We start from the raw sequence: 15,162 nt of genomic DNA, 5'->3' as shown, positions 1-15,162 counted from the left end.
GAGCCGCCCATGACCGAACCCCTCGAAACGCCCCGTCCCGAAGGTGAGGAGCCCCCCGTATCCCTCCTCAAGATCCTCCAGGAGAACCCCTTCCTGGTGAAGATGCTCGTCTTCTTCTTCCTGATGCTCTTCGTGCCGCTGGTGCTGGCCTGGAAGTTCGACCTGTTCCTCGTGGCCAATTAAGGAACTCCCATGGACCATCCCAACTGGACCCTCATCATCGTCTTCACCGCCGTGGGCATCGCCTTCGCGGCGGGCTTCGTCCTCTTCGCCCTGTGGGCCATCCGCGACGGCCAGTTCAAGGATGTCGAAGGGGTGAAGTTCCGCATGCTCGAGGACTTCAATCCCAAGAAGGGCAAGCGCGAGGCCAAGGACTGATGTGCCTCATCCTCGTCGCCTGGCAGGCCCACCCACGCTTTCCCCTGGTTGTGGCCGCCAACCGTGACGAGTTCCACGCCCGCCCCAGCGCCCCAGCCGCTCCCTGGCCGGAGGACCCCCGGGTGACGGCCGGCCGGGACCTCGAGGCCGGTGGAACCTGGCTCGGCATCCGGGAGGATGGCCGCTTCGCCGCCGTCACCAATGTCCGCGAACCGGGCGTGCCCAAGGGCAGCCTCTCCCGGGGCCACCTCACCCGCGACTTCCTCCTGGGCGACCGTTCCCCCGGCGATTTCGCCGCCGCCATCGACGGCTCGCTCCACTCCGGCTTCAACCTCCTGGTGGCCGACACCGGGGAACTCTGGTACCGCTCCAACCGCGACGGCGCTCCCCGCAGCCTGGAACCCGGCGTGTACGGCGTGTCCAACCACCTCCTGGACACCCCCTGGCCCAAGCTGACCACGGCCCGGAAGCGCTTCGCCCTGGCCCTGGCCTCCCTCCCCGCGCTGAACCCCTGCTTCGACATCCTCGCGGACCGGGAGATCGTCCCGGACGAACGCCTCCCCGCCACGGGCGTCCCCCTGGAGTGGGAGCGCCTGCTCTCCGCGGTCTTCGTTCAGTCCGAGGCCTACGGGACGCGCGCCTCCACCGTGCTGGCCCGGGACAGGGCCGGCGCCTTCCTCTTCGAGGAGCGCCGCTTCGGCCCCGGGGGCGAACGGATCTAGGAGCCCTCCCCGCCCAGAGGCGTGGTGACGGTGCAGGTCCAGGGTCCGCCCCCCATGTCGGGGACGGTCGCGAGAATGAGGTTGTCGCCAAGCACCTTGAAGATGATGGCGGGAACCGCTCCCAGCCGCACCCTCGTGGCGCCCGTGAAGCCCGAACCCGTGACGAGGAGATCCCGGTGGCCGGAGAAGACCGGGCCCGCGTGGACGGCGGACACCACGGGCCTCATCAGGGCCGTGAGCTTCTCGGCGGCCGGATTGCCGGGCATGGTGGCGGCCGTCCAGAACAGCTTCCGCACGGAATTCGTTGTCTTCGCGCGGGCATTCATGACCATCTGGTCGGCATCGTTCAGGAACAGGTGGAGGGTCGCCGCCGCCCGGTCCCCAAGCCGGACCAGGGTCCAGAAGGCCGCGGTGGTGGTGTGGTCCAGACCCTCGAGGTTCATGACGGCAGCCGGTGAGGACAGGACAAAGCGGCCGTCGTCGTGCACGTGCACGGGGCCCGGGAAGAAATCGTCCGGTCCGTGCCCCTGGAAGTGGAAGGCCGGGGCGGCGTCGAACAGGCCCACATCCACCGTGCGGTTCTCGTTGTAGGCGCCAGGGGCCGTCACGGTGGCCGGGGCGTCCGGGTCCGTCCAGTAGTGGGGCCGGAACAGGTAGCCCGCGTCATCCAGGTACGGCATGTCCTGGCTCACGCAGTAGAGGTCCACCCGGTCCTCCGCCAGGCCAAGGGCATGGACCTTGTCCCGGAGCGTCCGTGGCACCGCCTCCAGGAAGGCCTGGGGCAGCTTCAGGGCGAGGGTACAGAAGGTCCCGGTGTGCCTTCCCGGGCGGACGTTGTCCAGGTAGGGATCGTAGTTATGGAAAAGGGGTGCCTTGGGGAAGTTCAGGATCCCATACTGCTGGGTTCGCATCCCCGCCGGGAAATCCAGGAGGTCGAAGCCCGGATTCGTGGGGTCCAGGAACGGCATGGCACCGGGCTGGACCCGCTTTGGAGCCAGGGGGGTGTCCAGGAAGGCCACCCGCTGCGTGGGCGGGGCGGTGACCGTGAACGCCGGGGTCGCGGGCACGGTGGCGTCGGACAACGCCCGGAACGTCAGCGGGCCGCTGGCCATGCCCGGCGGGATGGGGACGTGGAGCGTCGTCCCGTCCACGAGCAGCTGGTTCGGGATCTCCACGCCGTCCTTCATCAGGGGGCCGGCCCGGTCCAGGTCCTTTCCCCGCAGGGTCACCACCGTCCCCGGGGGACCCGCCAGGGGGCTCATGGCGTCCACCCGGATGTCCAGCACCCGCGACACCAGGAACGGCCTGCTTTGCGCGAGACCCGTCAAGGTCTCCACTTCGATGGGCGCGAGGGTCGCCGGGGCCGCCGGCGGAATCCGCAGCAGGATGCGGTCGGGTCCGGCCACGGTGTAGGAGCCCGGGGGCAGCGGGATGCCGGCGAACCTGACGGCCTTGACCGAGGTGAAGTCGGTCCCGGTCACGACGACGTCGGCACCCACCGGTCCCGTGAGCCGATTGAGCCCGGTGATGGTGGGAGCGGGTGCCGGACGTGGGGTCGGAGCCGGTGTCGGCTTTGGCGTCGGCGTCGAAACCGGGGTTGGCGTCGGAGTCGGGGTCGGGGCCGGCGCCGGAGACGAGGTTGGCGTCGGAGTCGGGGTCGGAGCCGGCATCGGAGACGAGGTTGGCGTCGGAGTCGGCGTCGAAGATGGGTCAGGCGCCGGAGCCGGAGCGGGCGTCGAAATCGGGTCGGGGGTCGGAGCCGGAGTGGGGGCCGGCGTCGAAGTCGGGTCGGGGGTTGGTGCCGGGTCCGGCGAGGCCTCCACCGTGAAGTCCATGCCCTGGGTGGCCGCGCCCTGGTCGTTGCGGGCGGCGATGGTGACGGTGCCGCTGGCGCCGGCGGGCACCACCACCACCATTACCGTGTCGGTCCGGGTCCGGACCACGGCCTCCCCGCCGCCGAAGGTCACCATGGCCCCCAGAAGGTTCCTTCCCGAGATCCTCACCAGGTCGCCGGGCTTTCCCTTGCCGGGGGTGATGGAGACCAGTTCGGGCACCCTTGAGCCGGGGGCCACCTCGGGCACGGCGGCGGCGCCCCCCTTGCCCGAGCCGCCACCGCAGGCGAGCAGGAGGGTCAGCCCCGCGGCGGCGGGAACCAGATCCTGGAGGAATTTGGAAATATTAATATTGCTGCACATAATTACAAAGCTCTCTCCCGTCCGGAAGGTGGGACCTCCGGACCGGAAGTTCCCGCGGGGGATCTTCTACGCCCCCGGCATGGACTTCATTTTCGAAACCTCCTTTCGGAACCCCGGAGGACCGCGTGGCCCTCCCGGCATCCGCGCGCTGGAAGGGTTCCACGTGGGCGGAGACCTGTGGATCGGCCTGACACCTAGAGCACCCGCCGCACCGCCGCGGTGGTCACGCCCTCCAGCCTGAAGCTGCGGCAGGCCGCCGCTTCCTTTTCCGTCATGCGTCCCCCGGGGAAGTCCCAGCTACCCCCGAAGCGGCCCTTGCCCTCCTGGTCCTCGGCCAGGAGGTCGATCCTGCGGAGGACCTCCTGGATTTCGCCCTGGGTCAGGTTCTTCACGACGATCACGGCCAGGGTTCCCTCCTTCCACTCGAAGAAGGCTTGCCGGGTGAGGTAGCTCTCCCGCGTGCTCCCCGGGGCGGCCTCCGGCGCTTTGGGGGACGCCTCTTCCCGCGGGGCCGGACGGACCGGGGCAGCGGGGGCCTTCTCCGCCTTCACGGGGACCGCTTTCGGTGCGGCCCTGGGGGTCTCGGCGGTGCGGGCCCAGAGGCCCGCCCCGCACATGACCGACAGCGCCGCCCCGCAGAGGAGCGCGGCCCAGGGGATCCGCGCGGGATCGGGGCGGGGAGCGAGGAGCCGCTTGATTCTCAGCATCACGTTGCCTCCTCCGGCAGCCAGGGCCGGGGCTGGAGTCCGGAGATCGTCCAGACGGTTCAGGGTGCGGGCATAGAACTCAGGGTCACCCCCGAAGGCCACCGCGGCGTCGTCGCAGCAGAGCTCCCGCTCCGCGCGAACGCGGCCGGAGATCCACCACACGCACGGGTGGTAGAAGAGCAGGACCTCCACGGCGCCCTGCGTCAGGTTGACGAGGTAGTCGTGGCGCCGCACGTGGCACAGCTCGTGCACGAGGATGAGGTCCAGGGCGGCGGGGCTCAGTCCGGTCACCACCGCCGCCGGCAGGAGGATCAGGGGGCGCAGCGCCCCCAGCACCACGGGCATCTCCACCCGGGAGCTGATGCGCAGGCGCACCGGGCGCCCCAGGCCCAGCACCCCCGCCAGGACCTCCACCCGGTCCTGCAGGTCCCTGGCCAGGGAGAGCCCCGTCCACCGGAGCCGCTGCACCCGGACCCAGCCCCCGGCCAGGCGCAGCCCGAGGACCAGGGCCCCCGCCGCCCAGGCCGTGAAGAGCGCCGGCAGGTGGGGCAGGAGCCGGACCTTGAGTCCCAGGGGCCAGGTGGGCGCCGGCACCAGGGCCTCCGCCGCGAGCCGGATGGGCTGGGCCGGACCCGCCATGGGCCCTCCGGGCAGCCCCAGCAGGAAGGTCGCCAGGGGCCATGCCACGCAGGCCGCCAGGCCCAGGCAGGCCAGGACGTACCGCGCCCTCGGCCCCCGCGCCAGGCGCAGCGCCAGGGCCGTGGCGGCCCAGATGACCAGGCCCTGCCAGAGGAAGTGCAGCAGGGCCCACGCCAGGCTCTGCAGCTCCGGGCCCAGGGTCCTCATGGCTTCCTCCCGTCCAGGAGCCTCTGGATCTCCGCCTTTTCCGCGGGCTTGAGCTTCCCGGCCTGCAGCGCCAGCATCACCAGCTCCCGCGCGGAGCCCCCGAAGGCCCGGTCCAGCAGGTCCCGCAGCAGCCCGCGCTGGGCCTGGGTCCGCTCCAGCGCCGCGGCATAGACGTGGCTGCGTTCCGTGTCGTCCCGCACCACCAGTTCCTTGTCGAACATCGTCTGGAGCATCTTCAGGACCGTGGTGTAGGCCACGTCCTTGCGGGCGGCCAGCACCTCGTGGACCTGGCGCACCGTGGAGGGACCCCGGTCCCACAGGACGTTGAGGATGGTCAGTTCCACATCGGTGGGCTGGGTGGAGGCGTGTCGCACGGGTCACCTACATTTTCTTTCGTAGTATCAATCTACGAAAGAAAATGTAGATGTCAAGCTCCCGGCAGGATTTCTAGGGACGGGCCTCCATGCGGAAGGCGAAGGTCTTCCAGGCCGCGTCCAGGGGGATGCGGACCTCGCCGGAGGCGCCTCCCGAGGCATCCGTGCAGCGTACGCGGACCGTGGTGCCGCCGCGCAGGTCCATGACCACGCTGGGGCGCGACTCGGTCCAGGCGTCCCGGGGCTCCCCGCCGCCCGCCTTCACCGTGCCGTACGGCTTGCCGTCCGGGTTATCCGGCAGGAACTCCAGCTTCAGGCCGCCCCGGTGGCTCACCCGGGTCCACACGGTCCAGGTGGATCCCGTGCGGCGCAGGGTGCCGTCCACCCACCCCTGCCCCAGGGGCGCCGCGGGCTGCACGGCCCGGGCCTTCAGGAGGTCCAGCACGAGGCCGCGGTAGTTCTCGGCCTCGGTGCCGGCGCGTCCCGCGTCCAGGGCCTCCTCGCCGCAGTTGTAGGCCGCTACGGCCCGGGCCGTGTCGCCCTGGTAGCGGTCCAGCAGGAACTTCAGGTAGCGGGCGCCGGCGGCGGCCACCTCCGCGGGATCCGCGAGGTTCCGGGCGCCGAAGCGCGTGGCGGTGGCTGGCATCACCTGCAGGATGCCCAGGGCCCCGAGGGGGCTCTTCGCCTTGGGATTGAGGCCGCTTTCGGCCCAGGCCACGGACCTGAGCAGCTGGGGATCCAGGCCCTCCCGCGCGGCCAGGGTGTCCAGGCCGGCGATGGCGCCCGGATCGGCGTTGATGGGTGGAGCCGCGGGAGCGCCCGCGCGCAGCGCCAGGACGGCGAAGGGCGCAAGCAGGAGGATGGCGGGCCCCGGCGACCACGACGAGGTGGCTGGGGGCGGGTTCAGGAGTCGGCGTATGCGTTCGTGCAAGATTCCTCCGCGGGCCGCGAGGGCCATTGAGGTGAGGTTGGGCTGGACGTCGTCCAGCGCGTCGAGGGCCAGGGCCAGGCGCCGCGGATCGCCGATGGCCCTGACGGCCAGATCGTCGCAGAGGTGTTCCCGCACGGTCCGGATCCGGCGGGACAGCCACCACACCACGGGGTGGTGGAAGCAGAGCACCTCGATGACGCCCTGGATGAGGTTGACGAGGTAGTCGAGGCGCGCCACGTGGGCCAGCTCATGGGCCAGGAGCGCCTCCAGGTAGGCTTCGGGCAGGGCCGTGAAAAGGGCCGCCGGCACCAGCACCACGGGACGCCAGAGTCCCACCGCCACGGGCGTGGCCACCCGGGCCGAGGCCAGGAGCAGCACCCGTCCCCGCACGCCCAGGGCCCGCGCGAGGCCCGCGAAGCGCCCCTGCCAGGCATCGGGCGCCGGACGCGCCCGGCGGCGCCAGGCCACGGTGGTCAGCCAGCCCCCTCCGAGCCGCGCGGCCATCCCGGCCACGCCCAGGCTCCAGGCGGCCGCGACCCAGCCCAGGTGCCCGGCCATCCAGGCCAGGCGCCTCCCGGATTCAGCCACGGGAGGAGCGGCCTGGAGGGCCTGCAGGGCCGGTTCCGTGCCCGCGGGCCCCGGCATGGCCTCGGCGGCCACCGCGAGCCCCTGGGCGAAGCCCAGAGCCGGCAGGACCAGGCACAGCACCAGGGCGCCCAGGGCGATGCCGTACTGGGCCCGGGGCCGCTCCGGTCCCGCCACCCGCAGCAGGACCGCCGCGACGGCCCCCACCGCGGCGAGCTGCCAGACGGAATGGACCAGGGCCCACCCCAGCGCCGGCGCCGCGCCGTTCATTTCGACGTCCCCAGCAGCCGCCGGATGCGGTCCTTTTCCTCGGGGGAGACCGATCCCGCCTGCAAGGCCGCCTGCACCAGCGCCAGGGCCGACCCCCCGAAGAGCCGGTCCCGCAGGTCCGCCACGAGCCCCTGCTCCATGGACTCCCGGGGATGGGCCGCGCGGTACACATGGGAGCGGGCCGACTCGTCCCGGGCCACCAGCCCCTTCTCCAGCATCACCTGCAGCATCCGCAGGGCCCCGGTATAGGTGTACTCCTGGTGGCAGGCCAGGGCGGCCTGGACGTCCTTGACGGGCACCGGCCCCAGGTCCCAGAGGATCCTGAGGATCTTGAGCTCGGCTTCGGTGGGGCGGGGGGGGTGGGTCATGGGGGCCTCGACTACTCAAATTGGTCTACTCAATTTGGTGTAGTTTGGATCGCCCGTCAAGGGGGAGTTTCCAGAGGGGCCTTCTAGGGCATCCCGACCCAGAGCCCCAGCAGGCCCAGCCTGCGCGCCAGCTCCGAGAAGCGCTCCACGGGGAAGCCCATCACCGTGGCGAAGCTGCCTTCGATACGCTCGATGAACAGGGCGGCGATGCCCTGGGCGGCGTAGCCCCCTGCCTTGTCCATGGGCTCGCCGGAGGCGGCGTACCATTCCGCCTGCTTCTTCTGCAGGGGGCGGAGGAACACGTTGGCGGTGTCCACCAGGGTGTAGACCTCGCTGTTGCGGCGCAGGCAGAGGCCGGTGTGCACCTGGTGGCTGCGGCCCTGGATGAGCATGAGCATGCGCACGGCGTCGGCCTCGGACACGGGCTTGCCCAGGATGTGGTGGTCCACGGCAACGGTGGTGTCGGCGGCGATGACCCAGCGGTCGGGGTTCACGATGCCCACGATCTCGGCCTTGGCCTGGGCCAGGCGGACCACCATGGACTCGGGATCCTCGCCCGGGCGGGGCGTCTCGTCCACTTCGGGCGCCCACACCTCGTAGGGGATGTGCAGCGCCTCCATCCAGTGGCGGCGCCGCGGGGACACCGACGCCAGGATGGGGGGCGGCACGTGCAGGGTGATGTCGTCGGGCATGGCGGACCTTCCGGCCGGGAGAGGCCAATCTCCGAGTCTCCCATCAACCGTCCGGGTTTTTGATCGAAAATGCGTTTCAGATAAGGGGCGCCAGCAGTTCCCGGTAGACAGGGATGGGCCACCGGGCGGCGCTGCAGTCCTTCTCCAGCTGGTCCAGCACGTCGCGCAGCAGGTCCTGGGCGTGGCGCACGCTGCCCCCGTAGGCTTCGGTGCGCGCGTGGTGCGACTCCAGGGCCTCGGCCGCCACCATGGCCGCCTTGAGGGCCACCAGGCGCTCCTGGGCAACCCCGGCGAGCCGGGTCTGGGTCTCCAGCGCGGCCTTGAGCGGGGCCGGCACGGGGATGCCCACCGCGGCCAGCTTGCCGAGGGCGTCGGCCCGGGCCCCCAGGTCCTCGACGATGGCCGGGAGGAGCAGGGTCTCCGCCATCTCCCGCAGCACCTGCGCCTCGATGGACAGGGCCTTCTGGTACTGCTCGTGCCGGATGTGCAGGCGGGCATCGCACTCCCCGGCGGTGAGGATGCCGCTGCGGCTGAAGACCTCCTTGGACTTGGCCTCCTCCCAGATGCGCAGGGCGGCGACGGTGTCCCGGGCGTGGGGCAGGCCCCTGCGCTCGGCCTCGACCGTCCATTCCTCGGAATAGCCGTTGCCCTCGAACCGGATGGCCCGGGTCTCGATGATGGCCTCCCGGATGACCGCGATGGCGGCCGCGCGGGTGCCCTTGCCGGCGGCCATCTCCTCGTCCATACGCGTGTTCATGGCGTCCAGGGCCTCGGCCACCGTGGCGTTGATGACCGTGAGCGGGAAGGCGATGGCCTGGGAGGAGCCCACGGCGCGGAACTCGAACTTGTTGCCCGTGAAGGCGAAGGGGCTCGTGCGGTTGCGGTCCGTGGCGTCCTTCTCCAGGGCGGGCAGGCTCCCCAGCTTCAGGTCCAGGAGCTGCTTCTCGCTGGCGTCGGCCACGTCGCCGCGTTCGATGGCCTCCAGGATGTGGTTGAGCTGGGAGCCCAGGTAGGCGCTCATGATGGCCGGGGGGGCCTCGTTGGCCCCCAGGCGGTGGTCGTTGCCCGCGAAGGCGATGGAGGCCCGCAGGAGCCCCCCGTGGCGGTGGATGGCCTTGAGGGTGGCGCCCAGGAAGTACAGGAACTGCAGGTTCTCCTCGGGGGTCTTGCCGGGGTCCAGCAGGTTGTGGCCCTCGTCCGTGGCCATGCTCCAGTTCACGTGCTTGCCCGAGCCGTTGACGCCGGCGAAGGGCTTCTCGTGCAGGAGCACCGCCAGGTTGTGGCGCTCGCCCACGCGCTTCATGATCTCCATCAGGAGCTGGTTGTGGTCCGAGGCCAGGTTGGCGGGCTCGTAGATGGGGGCCAGCTCGAACTGGTTCGGGGCCACCTCGTTGTGGCGGGTCTTGGCGGGGATGCCCAGCTTGAAGCACTCCAGTTCAACGTCCTGCATGAAGCCCAGGACCCGCTCCTTGATGCTGCCGAAGTAGTGGTCCTCCAGCTCCTGGCCCTTGGGGGGCCGGGCGCCCTGGAGGGTGCGGTTGGCGAAGATGAGGTCGGGCCGCTCCCGGGCCAGGTCCAGGTCCACGAGGAAGTACTCCTGCTCGGGCCCGCACTGGGGCACCACCTGGGTGGCCCGGCTCTCGAAATGGCCCAGGGCGTGAAGGGCGGCCGTGCTCACGGCCTCCATGGAGCGCAGCAGGGGCAGCTTGTTGTCCAGGGCCTCGCCGTGGTACCCCACGAAGGCGGTGGGGATGCAGAGGGTCGTGCCCAGCGGGCTCTCGATGAGGAAGGCCGGGCTGGTGGCGTCCCACACGGTGTAGCCCCGGGCCTCGAAGGTGGCCCGCAGCCCCCCCGAGGGGAAGGAGCTGGCGTCGGGCTCGCCCTGGATGAGCTGGCTGCCGCTGAACTTCTCGATGACCACCCCCGCCTCGTCCCAGGCGATGAAGGCGTCGTGCTTCTCGGCGGTGGCGCCGGTCATGGGCAGGAACCAGTGGGTGAAATGCGTGGCGCCGTGCTCCAGGGCCCACTCCTTCATGGCCTGGGCCACCCCGTGGGCCGTCTCCGGGGACAGGGGCTCGCCGCGCTTGAGGCTGTGGCGGAAGGCCTTGAAGACCTCCCGGGGCAGCCGCTCACGCATGGTCCGCTCGTTGAAGGTGTTGCAGCCGAAGAAGCGGCTCACCTTCATCTCGTCGAGGCTGTGGATGTCGGAACCTTTGATCGTCTGGGCGTTGGACATGATCCCTCCTCGGAATGGGAAAAGCGAGCCGCCGGGGACGGGGCCCGGGACCTTTCTAGGGGTGTGACTCACGTCACAGGATAGGGAGTCCCCCATGCCCCCTCAAGCGATTCGTGTAAATCCAACTATCTAATATGATTAGTGGTTGTAAAAAATAAATTTCGACAGTGCGGTAGAATCACCCCATGAGCGCGCCCGCCCCCTACGTCCCCGACCTGGAAACCATCGACCCCGCCCTGGACCTCCTGGCGGAGATCGCCCGGCTCCGGAAGGAGCGCAACGCCGTGCTCCTGGCCCACTACTACCAGGAGCCCGAGATCCAGGACCTGGCGGACTTCGTGGGCGACAGCCTCCAGCTGGCCCAGGCCGCGGCGCGCACCGAGGCCTCGGTCATCGCCTTCTGCGGCGTGCATTTCATGGCCGAGACCGCCAAGATCCTCAACCCCGGCAAGCGCGTCGTCATCCCCGACCTGGACGCCGGGTGCAGCCTCGCGGACCGGTGCCCCGCCGACGCCTTCGGCGCCTGGCTGAAGGACTACCCCGACCACGTGGTGGTGAGCTACATCAACTGCTCCGCCGGCGTGAAGGCCCTCTCAGACATCATCTGCACCAGCTCCAACGCCGTGCGGGTGGTGGAGAGCATCCCCGGGGACCGGAAGATCGTCTTCGCCCCGGACCGCCACCTGGGGCGGTGGGTCATGCGCCAGACGGGGCGGGACATGGTCCTGTGGCCCGGATTCTGCATCGTCCACGAGCAGTTCACCGCCACCCGCCTGGCCCAGCTCAAGGCCCGCCACCCCGCGGCCAAGGTCATCGTCCATCCCGAGTGCGACGCCACCGTGAGCCGCATGGCCGACTTCGTGGGCTCCACCGCGGCCCTCCTGAAGTTCGTGGAGAAGGATCCGGGCAAGGAATTCATCGTGGGCACCGAGGCGGGCATCCTCCACCAGATGAAGCGGCTCCGGCCCGAAGCCGAGCTCGTCCCCATCCCGGCCGACAGCGGCTGCAACTGCGCCCTGTGCCCCTACATGAAGCTCAACAGCATCGAGAAGCTCTACCTCTGCCTGCGGGACCTCAAGCCCGAGATCCTCCTGGACGAGGACCTGCGCCGGCGCGCGCTGGGGCCCGTGGAGCGGATGCTCGCGCTGGGCTAGGGGCTACTGCAGGGTGGGATGCACCAGCGACTCCGCGAGGCGGAGCGTGAGGGTCTCCAGGGGCGACGCGATGCGCGCCACGCCTCCCGGCTGCTGCGGGAGCGCGCGGAAATGGGGCGGAGGCGCGAGAACCACTTCCGCCGGCCGCGGATCCCGGGGCTCCAGGTCCCGCCAGGTGTCCAGGGGCACGCGGCGGCGCCGGCCCCCGAGGCCCAGCTCCAGGGCGCCCGTCCAGTCCATGTCCAGCTCCAGCCAGGCCCCCAGCACCACGCCCGGGGCGTTGTCCAGGGCGAGGCAGCAGCCCGCCACGGCCCCGCCAAAGAGGCCCACCCAGGCCAGGGTGGGCGTGGGCGGCTGGCCCAGGATGCCCCCGGGGCCCTGCACCGCCAGATGGTCCAGGAAGGTGCCGTCCCAGCGCCGGACCGCCGCGGGCCGCGGCAGGCAGGGCAGCAGCTCCACCTGGGCCGCCAGGGGCGCCAGGGCCTCCGGCAGGCCCTGGCGCCCCTGCCACTTCTCCGCGTAGGCCACCACCTGCCGGGCCCGGTTCAGGGCCCTGGCGCCGCCTTCCAGGAGCTGACGCAGGCTGGGGGGCACGAGCTCCGCGGCCAGGGCCTCGGCCCGGCCCTCGCCAAGCTTGGCCAGGCGCAGGCGCTCCAGCCGGTTGAGATCCACGACCCGGGCGGGATCGCTGGGCAGCTGGGCCACCAGGGCCCGGCGTTCCGTGGGGCCCTCGGCCCAGCAGGCGGTTCCGAGCCTCATGCCTACTCCTGCGTGCGAAGCCACGCCTGGGTCTCGGGCCGCAGCGGCCTCGGGCGCCCGGTGGCGAAGTCCATCATGACCTGCACGGTCTGCCCTTCGGCCAGCACGACGTTGTCGGTGGCGCGCACCACCTTGTAGGCCAGGGAGAAACTGGTGTTGCCCTGGTGGGAGCAGCGCAGGTCCACCCGCACCGCGTCCCCCAGGAGGATGGGCTTGCGGTAGTCCAGCTCCACTTTGGCCACGACGAAGCCCTCCTCCTGGAAGGGACGGCCCGCCAGGAGCCTTGCCCACCAGCCGACGCGGGCGCACTCCAGGTAGGTGACGAAGGTGGCGTGGTTCACGTGCCCGAGCGCGTCCAGGTCCGCGAACCGCACGTCGATGGACTGGGAAAAGGCCATGGGGACTCCTGCTGACAATGTATCATCCTGGGTCATGGACAGTCGCGGCCCCGAGCCCTGGAACCCTGACCGGACGTGGGCCGATCCCTTCATCGCGACCCTCGCGCTGCTGGTCGTGCTCGCCGTGGGCTTCAACGCCGGCGCGCGCCGCGCCAGGCCCGCGCGCCCCTCCACCCGGGTGGAGCTCCAGGGCCGCATCGCCGACGTGACCCTGGCCGCGCCCCGGGTCCTGGGCGCCCTGGCCGGCACCGCCCTGGGCTCGGGGGAGGCCCTGGGCAGCCTCGAGAAGAAGACCGCCCCCGGCTGGGACCGCGCCATCCTCGCCGTGCACGCCGCGGAGCGCGGCGACCTCGCCTCGGGCGCGCGCCTTTCCGGCACGGTCCCCGACGCAACCTTCCGGGAGATCTGGTCCTGGGCCTATCAGGGCGCGGGGCGCACGCCCCTCCCCGGGGAGCTGGCCGGGGTCCTCCGGGCCCTGGGCGAGGGCTATGCCGCTGGGATGCTCGAGGCCCGGTGCGCGGCCCGCGCCGGCGGCGATCCGAAGCCCGCCGAGGCCCGGGCCTCGGCCTGGGTGCTGCCGCGGCTGGCGGCCCTGGCCGCCGCCGGGCTCGCCGCCGCGGTGCTGGCGCTGGGCGGCCTGGCCATGGCCATCTTCCTCGCCGCGGTCCCGGCCCGTCCCCACGCCCCGCCCCGGTTCGCCATGTCGGGAAGGGCCCTGCTCATCGTGCTCCTGGGCTGGTTCCTCACGCACCTGGGGGCCGGCTTCGTCACCGGCACGGCGCTGATCCTCCTGCCCTTCCTGCGCCCCGCGGCCCTGCCCCTCACCTACGCCCTCCACGCCCTGCTGGGCACCGCCTACCTCTGCTGGGCCGAAGACATCGGACCTCGCGAACTGGCGGCGCGGGTGGCGCCGGGTCGCGCGGGGCGCGCGCTGGCGTCGGGCCTGGGCTTTTTCGCCCTGGCCTTCGCCGCCGTCCTCGCGGTCTCCGTGGCCCTCAGCCCCTTCCTGCACGCCGCCGAGCCTCCCCAGAAGGACCTGATGGACCTGCTCTCCCGCATGCGCGGGCCGCTCTCGGTCGGGCTCCTGTTCCTCACGGTGGCCGTGGTGGCGCCGGTCTTCGAGGAGCTGCTGTTCCGGGGCCTCCTGCTGCCGTGGCTGGGGGAACGGCTCGAGGCGCGCCTGGGAAGGCGCCCAGGCTGGCTCCTGGCCGTGGCCGTCAGCGGCCTGCTCTTCGGCGCCATGCACCTTCAGCCCCTGGGCCTGCCCACCCTGGGCACCCTCGGCATCGTCCTGGGCTTCGCCTTCCTGCGCACCGGCAACCTGCTCACCAGCATCCTCGTGCACGGACTCTGGAACGGCGGGATCTTCCTCTTCATGAGGTTCTTCGCCTGAAGGCCACTATTGTTGCTTCGGGCCATTATCGGCCTAATCTGGGGGGAGGAGGATCTCCATGTCCCGGAGTCCGAACACCGCCCTTCCCGTCCAGGACGACCCCTCGGCCCTTGCCTTCCGCACCTTCCTGGCCGTGGCGGAACGCTGGGGCCTGCCCGTGAAGGAGCGCCTGGCCCTGCTGGGCATCGCCAAGAGCACCTACACCGTCTGGCTCAAGCGCCTGGAGGCCGGCGACCTGCGCGACGTGGACGGCGACAAGGTGGACCGCATGGCCTACGTGCTGGGCATCTACGAGCTGTCGGGCAGCGTCTTCCCGGACGGCGTGGCCTGGGCCACCCGGGCCAACCAGGCGCCGGTCTTCGGCGGAAGGCGGCCCCTGGACCGCATGCTGGACGGGCGCATGGAGGACCTCATCGAGACCCTGGGCTACCTCAAGACGGCGTCCATGGGCCTGCTGTGAACCACGTCCACTTCCTCAGCCATCCCTGGCACCAGCTGAAGTTCCTTTCCGTCTCCCCCCTGGCCCAATTGGTCCCGCCCGGGGACCGGCCCGAACTGGCCGCCCTGCTGGCCCGGGCGGGCGTTTTCCAGTCCTGGCCCTCCGGCGCCCGCAGGCCCGACCGCCTCCCCCAGCTGCGGGCCTACCTGCAGATGCCCGGCCGCGGCCCGGCCAGCCGCTTCTGCGACGGCACCTTCCGGGCCGTCTACGCCGGAGGGACGCCCGAGACCTGCGTGGCGGAAATGGCCTACCACCACGGGCAGGCCCTGAGGGACAGCGGGGAGCCGGCGGGCGCCGCCCGCATCTTCGAGTCCCTGGCCCTGCGGGTGGGCGGCTCCTTCGCGGACGTTCGGAAAGGGCGGGGGGAACTGCGCCGGAAGGACGACTACGGGCCTTCCCAGGCCTTCGGCGCCGCCTGCCGGGCCGGGGGGGAGCCGGGCATCCTCTACCGTTCCGTGCGGCGGAAGGACGGCGAGTGCCTCGCCATCTTCCAGGGTTCAAGCGTCAAGGCATGCAGCCTGAAGGAGGTCATCGCGCTGCGGTGGGACGGGAAGAAGCTGGGCTGACCCATCCCAATTCCTCGGCGAACCTCGGCCCCTCGGCTGCCCCCGCGATGCTTTCTGGTTCAAGCCGTTGCGGCGCACAGAACCTTTGC

16 protein-coding genes are annotated in these 15,162 nt (G+C 71.3%); 7 read left to right on the top strand and 9 right to left on the bottom strand.

Translation table 11 applies throughout. The features are described 5' to 3' along the window. The first annotated feature begins 9 nt into the window (after window positions 1-9). The 3 genes from RAH40_RS15445 to RAH40_RS15435 are packed head-to-tail and all read left to right on the top strand — an operon-like array spanning window position 10 to window position 1,100. On the top strand, window positions 10-183 hold the full coding sequence (locus tag RAH40_RS15445; RefSeq protein ID WP_306598457.1) for a hypothetical protein: 174 nt from the start codon (window positions 10-12) through the stop codon (window positions 181-183). Window positions 184-192: 9 nt separating this feature from the next. Next, on the top strand, window positions 193-378 hold the full coding sequence (locus RAH40_RS15440) for a cbb3-type cytochrome oxidase assembly protein (RefSeq protein WP_306598456.1): 186 nt from the start codon (window positions 193-195) through the stop codon (window positions 376-378). Beyond that, entirely contained in the window at window positions 378-1,100 is a 723-nt protein-coding gene (locus RAH40_RS15435; RefSeq protein ID WP_306598455.1) for an NRDE family protein, read from the top strand. Before RAH40_RS15440 ends, RAH40_RS15435 begins: the two co-directional genes overlap by 1 nt. Here RAH40_RS15435 and RAH40_RS15430 read toward each other — a convergent pair. From RAH40_RS15430 to RAH40_RS15400, 7 genes are all read right to left on the bottom strand, one after another. After that, window positions 1,097-3,295 carry an IPT/TIG domain-containing protein gene (locus tag RAH40_RS15430; RefSeq protein WP_306598454.1) on the bottom strand — a complete coding sequence of 733 codons (2,199 nt, stop codon included), beginning with the start codon at window positions 3,293-3,295 and terminating at the stop codon, window positions 1,097-1,099. The genes RAH40_RS15435 and RAH40_RS15430 overlap by 4 nt on opposite strands. 194 nt (window positions 3,296-3,489) lie before the next feature. Then, window positions 3,490-4,848: a M56 family metallopeptidase gene (locus RAH40_RS15425; RefSeq protein WP_306598453.1), complete on the bottom strand. Its 1,359-nt coding sequence runs from the start codon at window positions 4,846-4,848 to the stop codon at window positions 3,490-3,492. Then, entirely contained in the window at window positions 4,845-5,222 is a 378-nt protein-coding gene (locus tag RAH40_RS15420) for a BlaI/MecI/CopY family transcriptional regulator (RefSeq protein ID WP_306598452.1), read from the bottom strand. Before RAH40_RS15420 ends, RAH40_RS15425 begins: the two co-directional genes overlap by 4 nt. 73 nt (window positions 5,223-5,295) lie before the next feature. Then, window positions 5,296-7,008: a transglycosylase SLT domain-containing protein gene (locus RAH40_RS15415; protein WP_306598451.1), complete on the bottom strand. Its 1,713-nt coding sequence runs from the start codon at window positions 7,006-7,008 to the stop codon at window positions 5,296-5,298. Further along, window positions 7,005-7,376 carry a BlaI/MecI/CopY family transcriptional regulator gene (locus RAH40_RS15410; protein ID WP_306598450.1) on the bottom strand — a complete coding sequence of 124 codons (372 nt, stop codon included), beginning with the start codon at window positions 7,374-7,376 and terminating at the stop codon, window positions 7,005-7,007. Before RAH40_RS15410 ends, RAH40_RS15415 begins: the two co-directional genes overlap by 4 nt. Window positions 7,377-7,459: 83 nt before the next feature. Then, a complete protein-coding gene (locus RAH40_RS15405) occupies window positions 7,460-8,068 on the bottom strand; it encodes a nucleoside triphosphate pyrophosphatase (RefSeq protein WP_306598449.1) in 609 nt (202 codons plus the stop codon). 76 nt (window positions 8,069-8,144) lie between these two features. Continuing rightward, window positions 8,145-10,304 (bottom strand): glutamine synthetase III, encoded by a 2,160-nt coding sequence (locus RAH40_RS15400; RefSeq protein ID WP_306598448.1) that lies wholly within the window; start codon window positions 10,302-10,304, stop codon window positions 8,145-8,147. Between the two features lie 185 nt (window positions 10,305-10,489). Between RAH40_RS15400 and nadA the strand changes: the two genes are divergently transcribed. Then, window positions 10,490-11,458: a quinolinate synthase NadA gene (gene nadA / locus RAH40_RS15395; protein WP_306598447.1), complete on the top strand. Its 969-nt coding sequence runs from the start codon at window positions 10,490-10,492 to the stop codon at window positions 11,456-11,458. A 3-nt stretch (window positions 11,459-11,461) separates the two neighbouring features. Here nadA and RAH40_RS15390 read toward each other — a convergent pair whose 3' ends face one another. Both RAH40_RS15390 and RAH40_RS15385 read right to left on the bottom strand, forming a co-directional pair. Continuing rightward, window positions 11,462-12,217: a hypothetical protein gene (locus RAH40_RS15390; RefSeq protein WP_306598446.1), complete on the bottom strand. Its 756-nt coding sequence runs from the start codon at window positions 12,215-12,217 to the stop codon at window positions 11,462-11,464. 2 nt (window positions 12,218-12,219) lie between these two features. Next, complete coding sequence (locus RAH40_RS15385) at window positions 12,220-12,615, bottom strand: thioesterase family protein (RefSeq protein ID WP_306598445.1); 396 nt, start codon at window positions 12,613-12,615, stop codon at window positions 12,220-12,222. Between the two features lie 34 nt (window positions 12,616-12,649). On the opposite strand from RAH40_RS15385, the gene RAH40_RS15380 reads away from it, so the two are divergent. From RAH40_RS15380 to RAH40_RS15370, 3 genes are read left to right on the top strand one after another with little or no spacing between them, the layout of a single operon-like run. Beyond that, entirely contained in the window at window positions 12,650-14,008 is a 1,359-nt protein-coding gene (locus RAH40_RS15380; RefSeq protein ID WP_306598444.1) for a CPBP family intramembrane glutamic endopeptidase, read from the top strand. A gap of 58 nt (window positions 14,009-14,066) precedes the next feature. Then, window positions 14,067-14,468 (top strand): antitoxin Xre-like helix-turn-helix domain-containing protein, encoded by a 402-nt coding sequence (locus RAH40_RS15375; protein ID WP_306598443.1) that lies wholly within the window; start codon window positions 14,067-14,069, stop codon window positions 14,466-14,468. Beyond that, window positions 14,465-15,073, top strand: coding sequence for an RES family NAD+ phosphorylase (locus tag RAH40_RS15370; RefSeq protein ID WP_306598442.1), 609 nt, complete (start codon window positions 14,465-14,467; stop codon window positions 15,071-15,073). The genes RAH40_RS15375 and RAH40_RS15370 overlap by 4 nt, the downstream gene beginning before the upstream one ends. The last annotated feature ends 89 nt before the right edge of the window (window positions 15,074-15,162 follow it).

The sequence above is a fragment of the Geothrix sp. 21YS21S-2 genome, assembly GCF_030846775.1.
Classification (GTDB): Bacteria; Acidobacteriota; Holophagae; order Holophagales; family Holophagaceae; genus Mesoterricola.
This window is presented reverse-complemented; position numbering and strand designations above follow the sequence as displayed.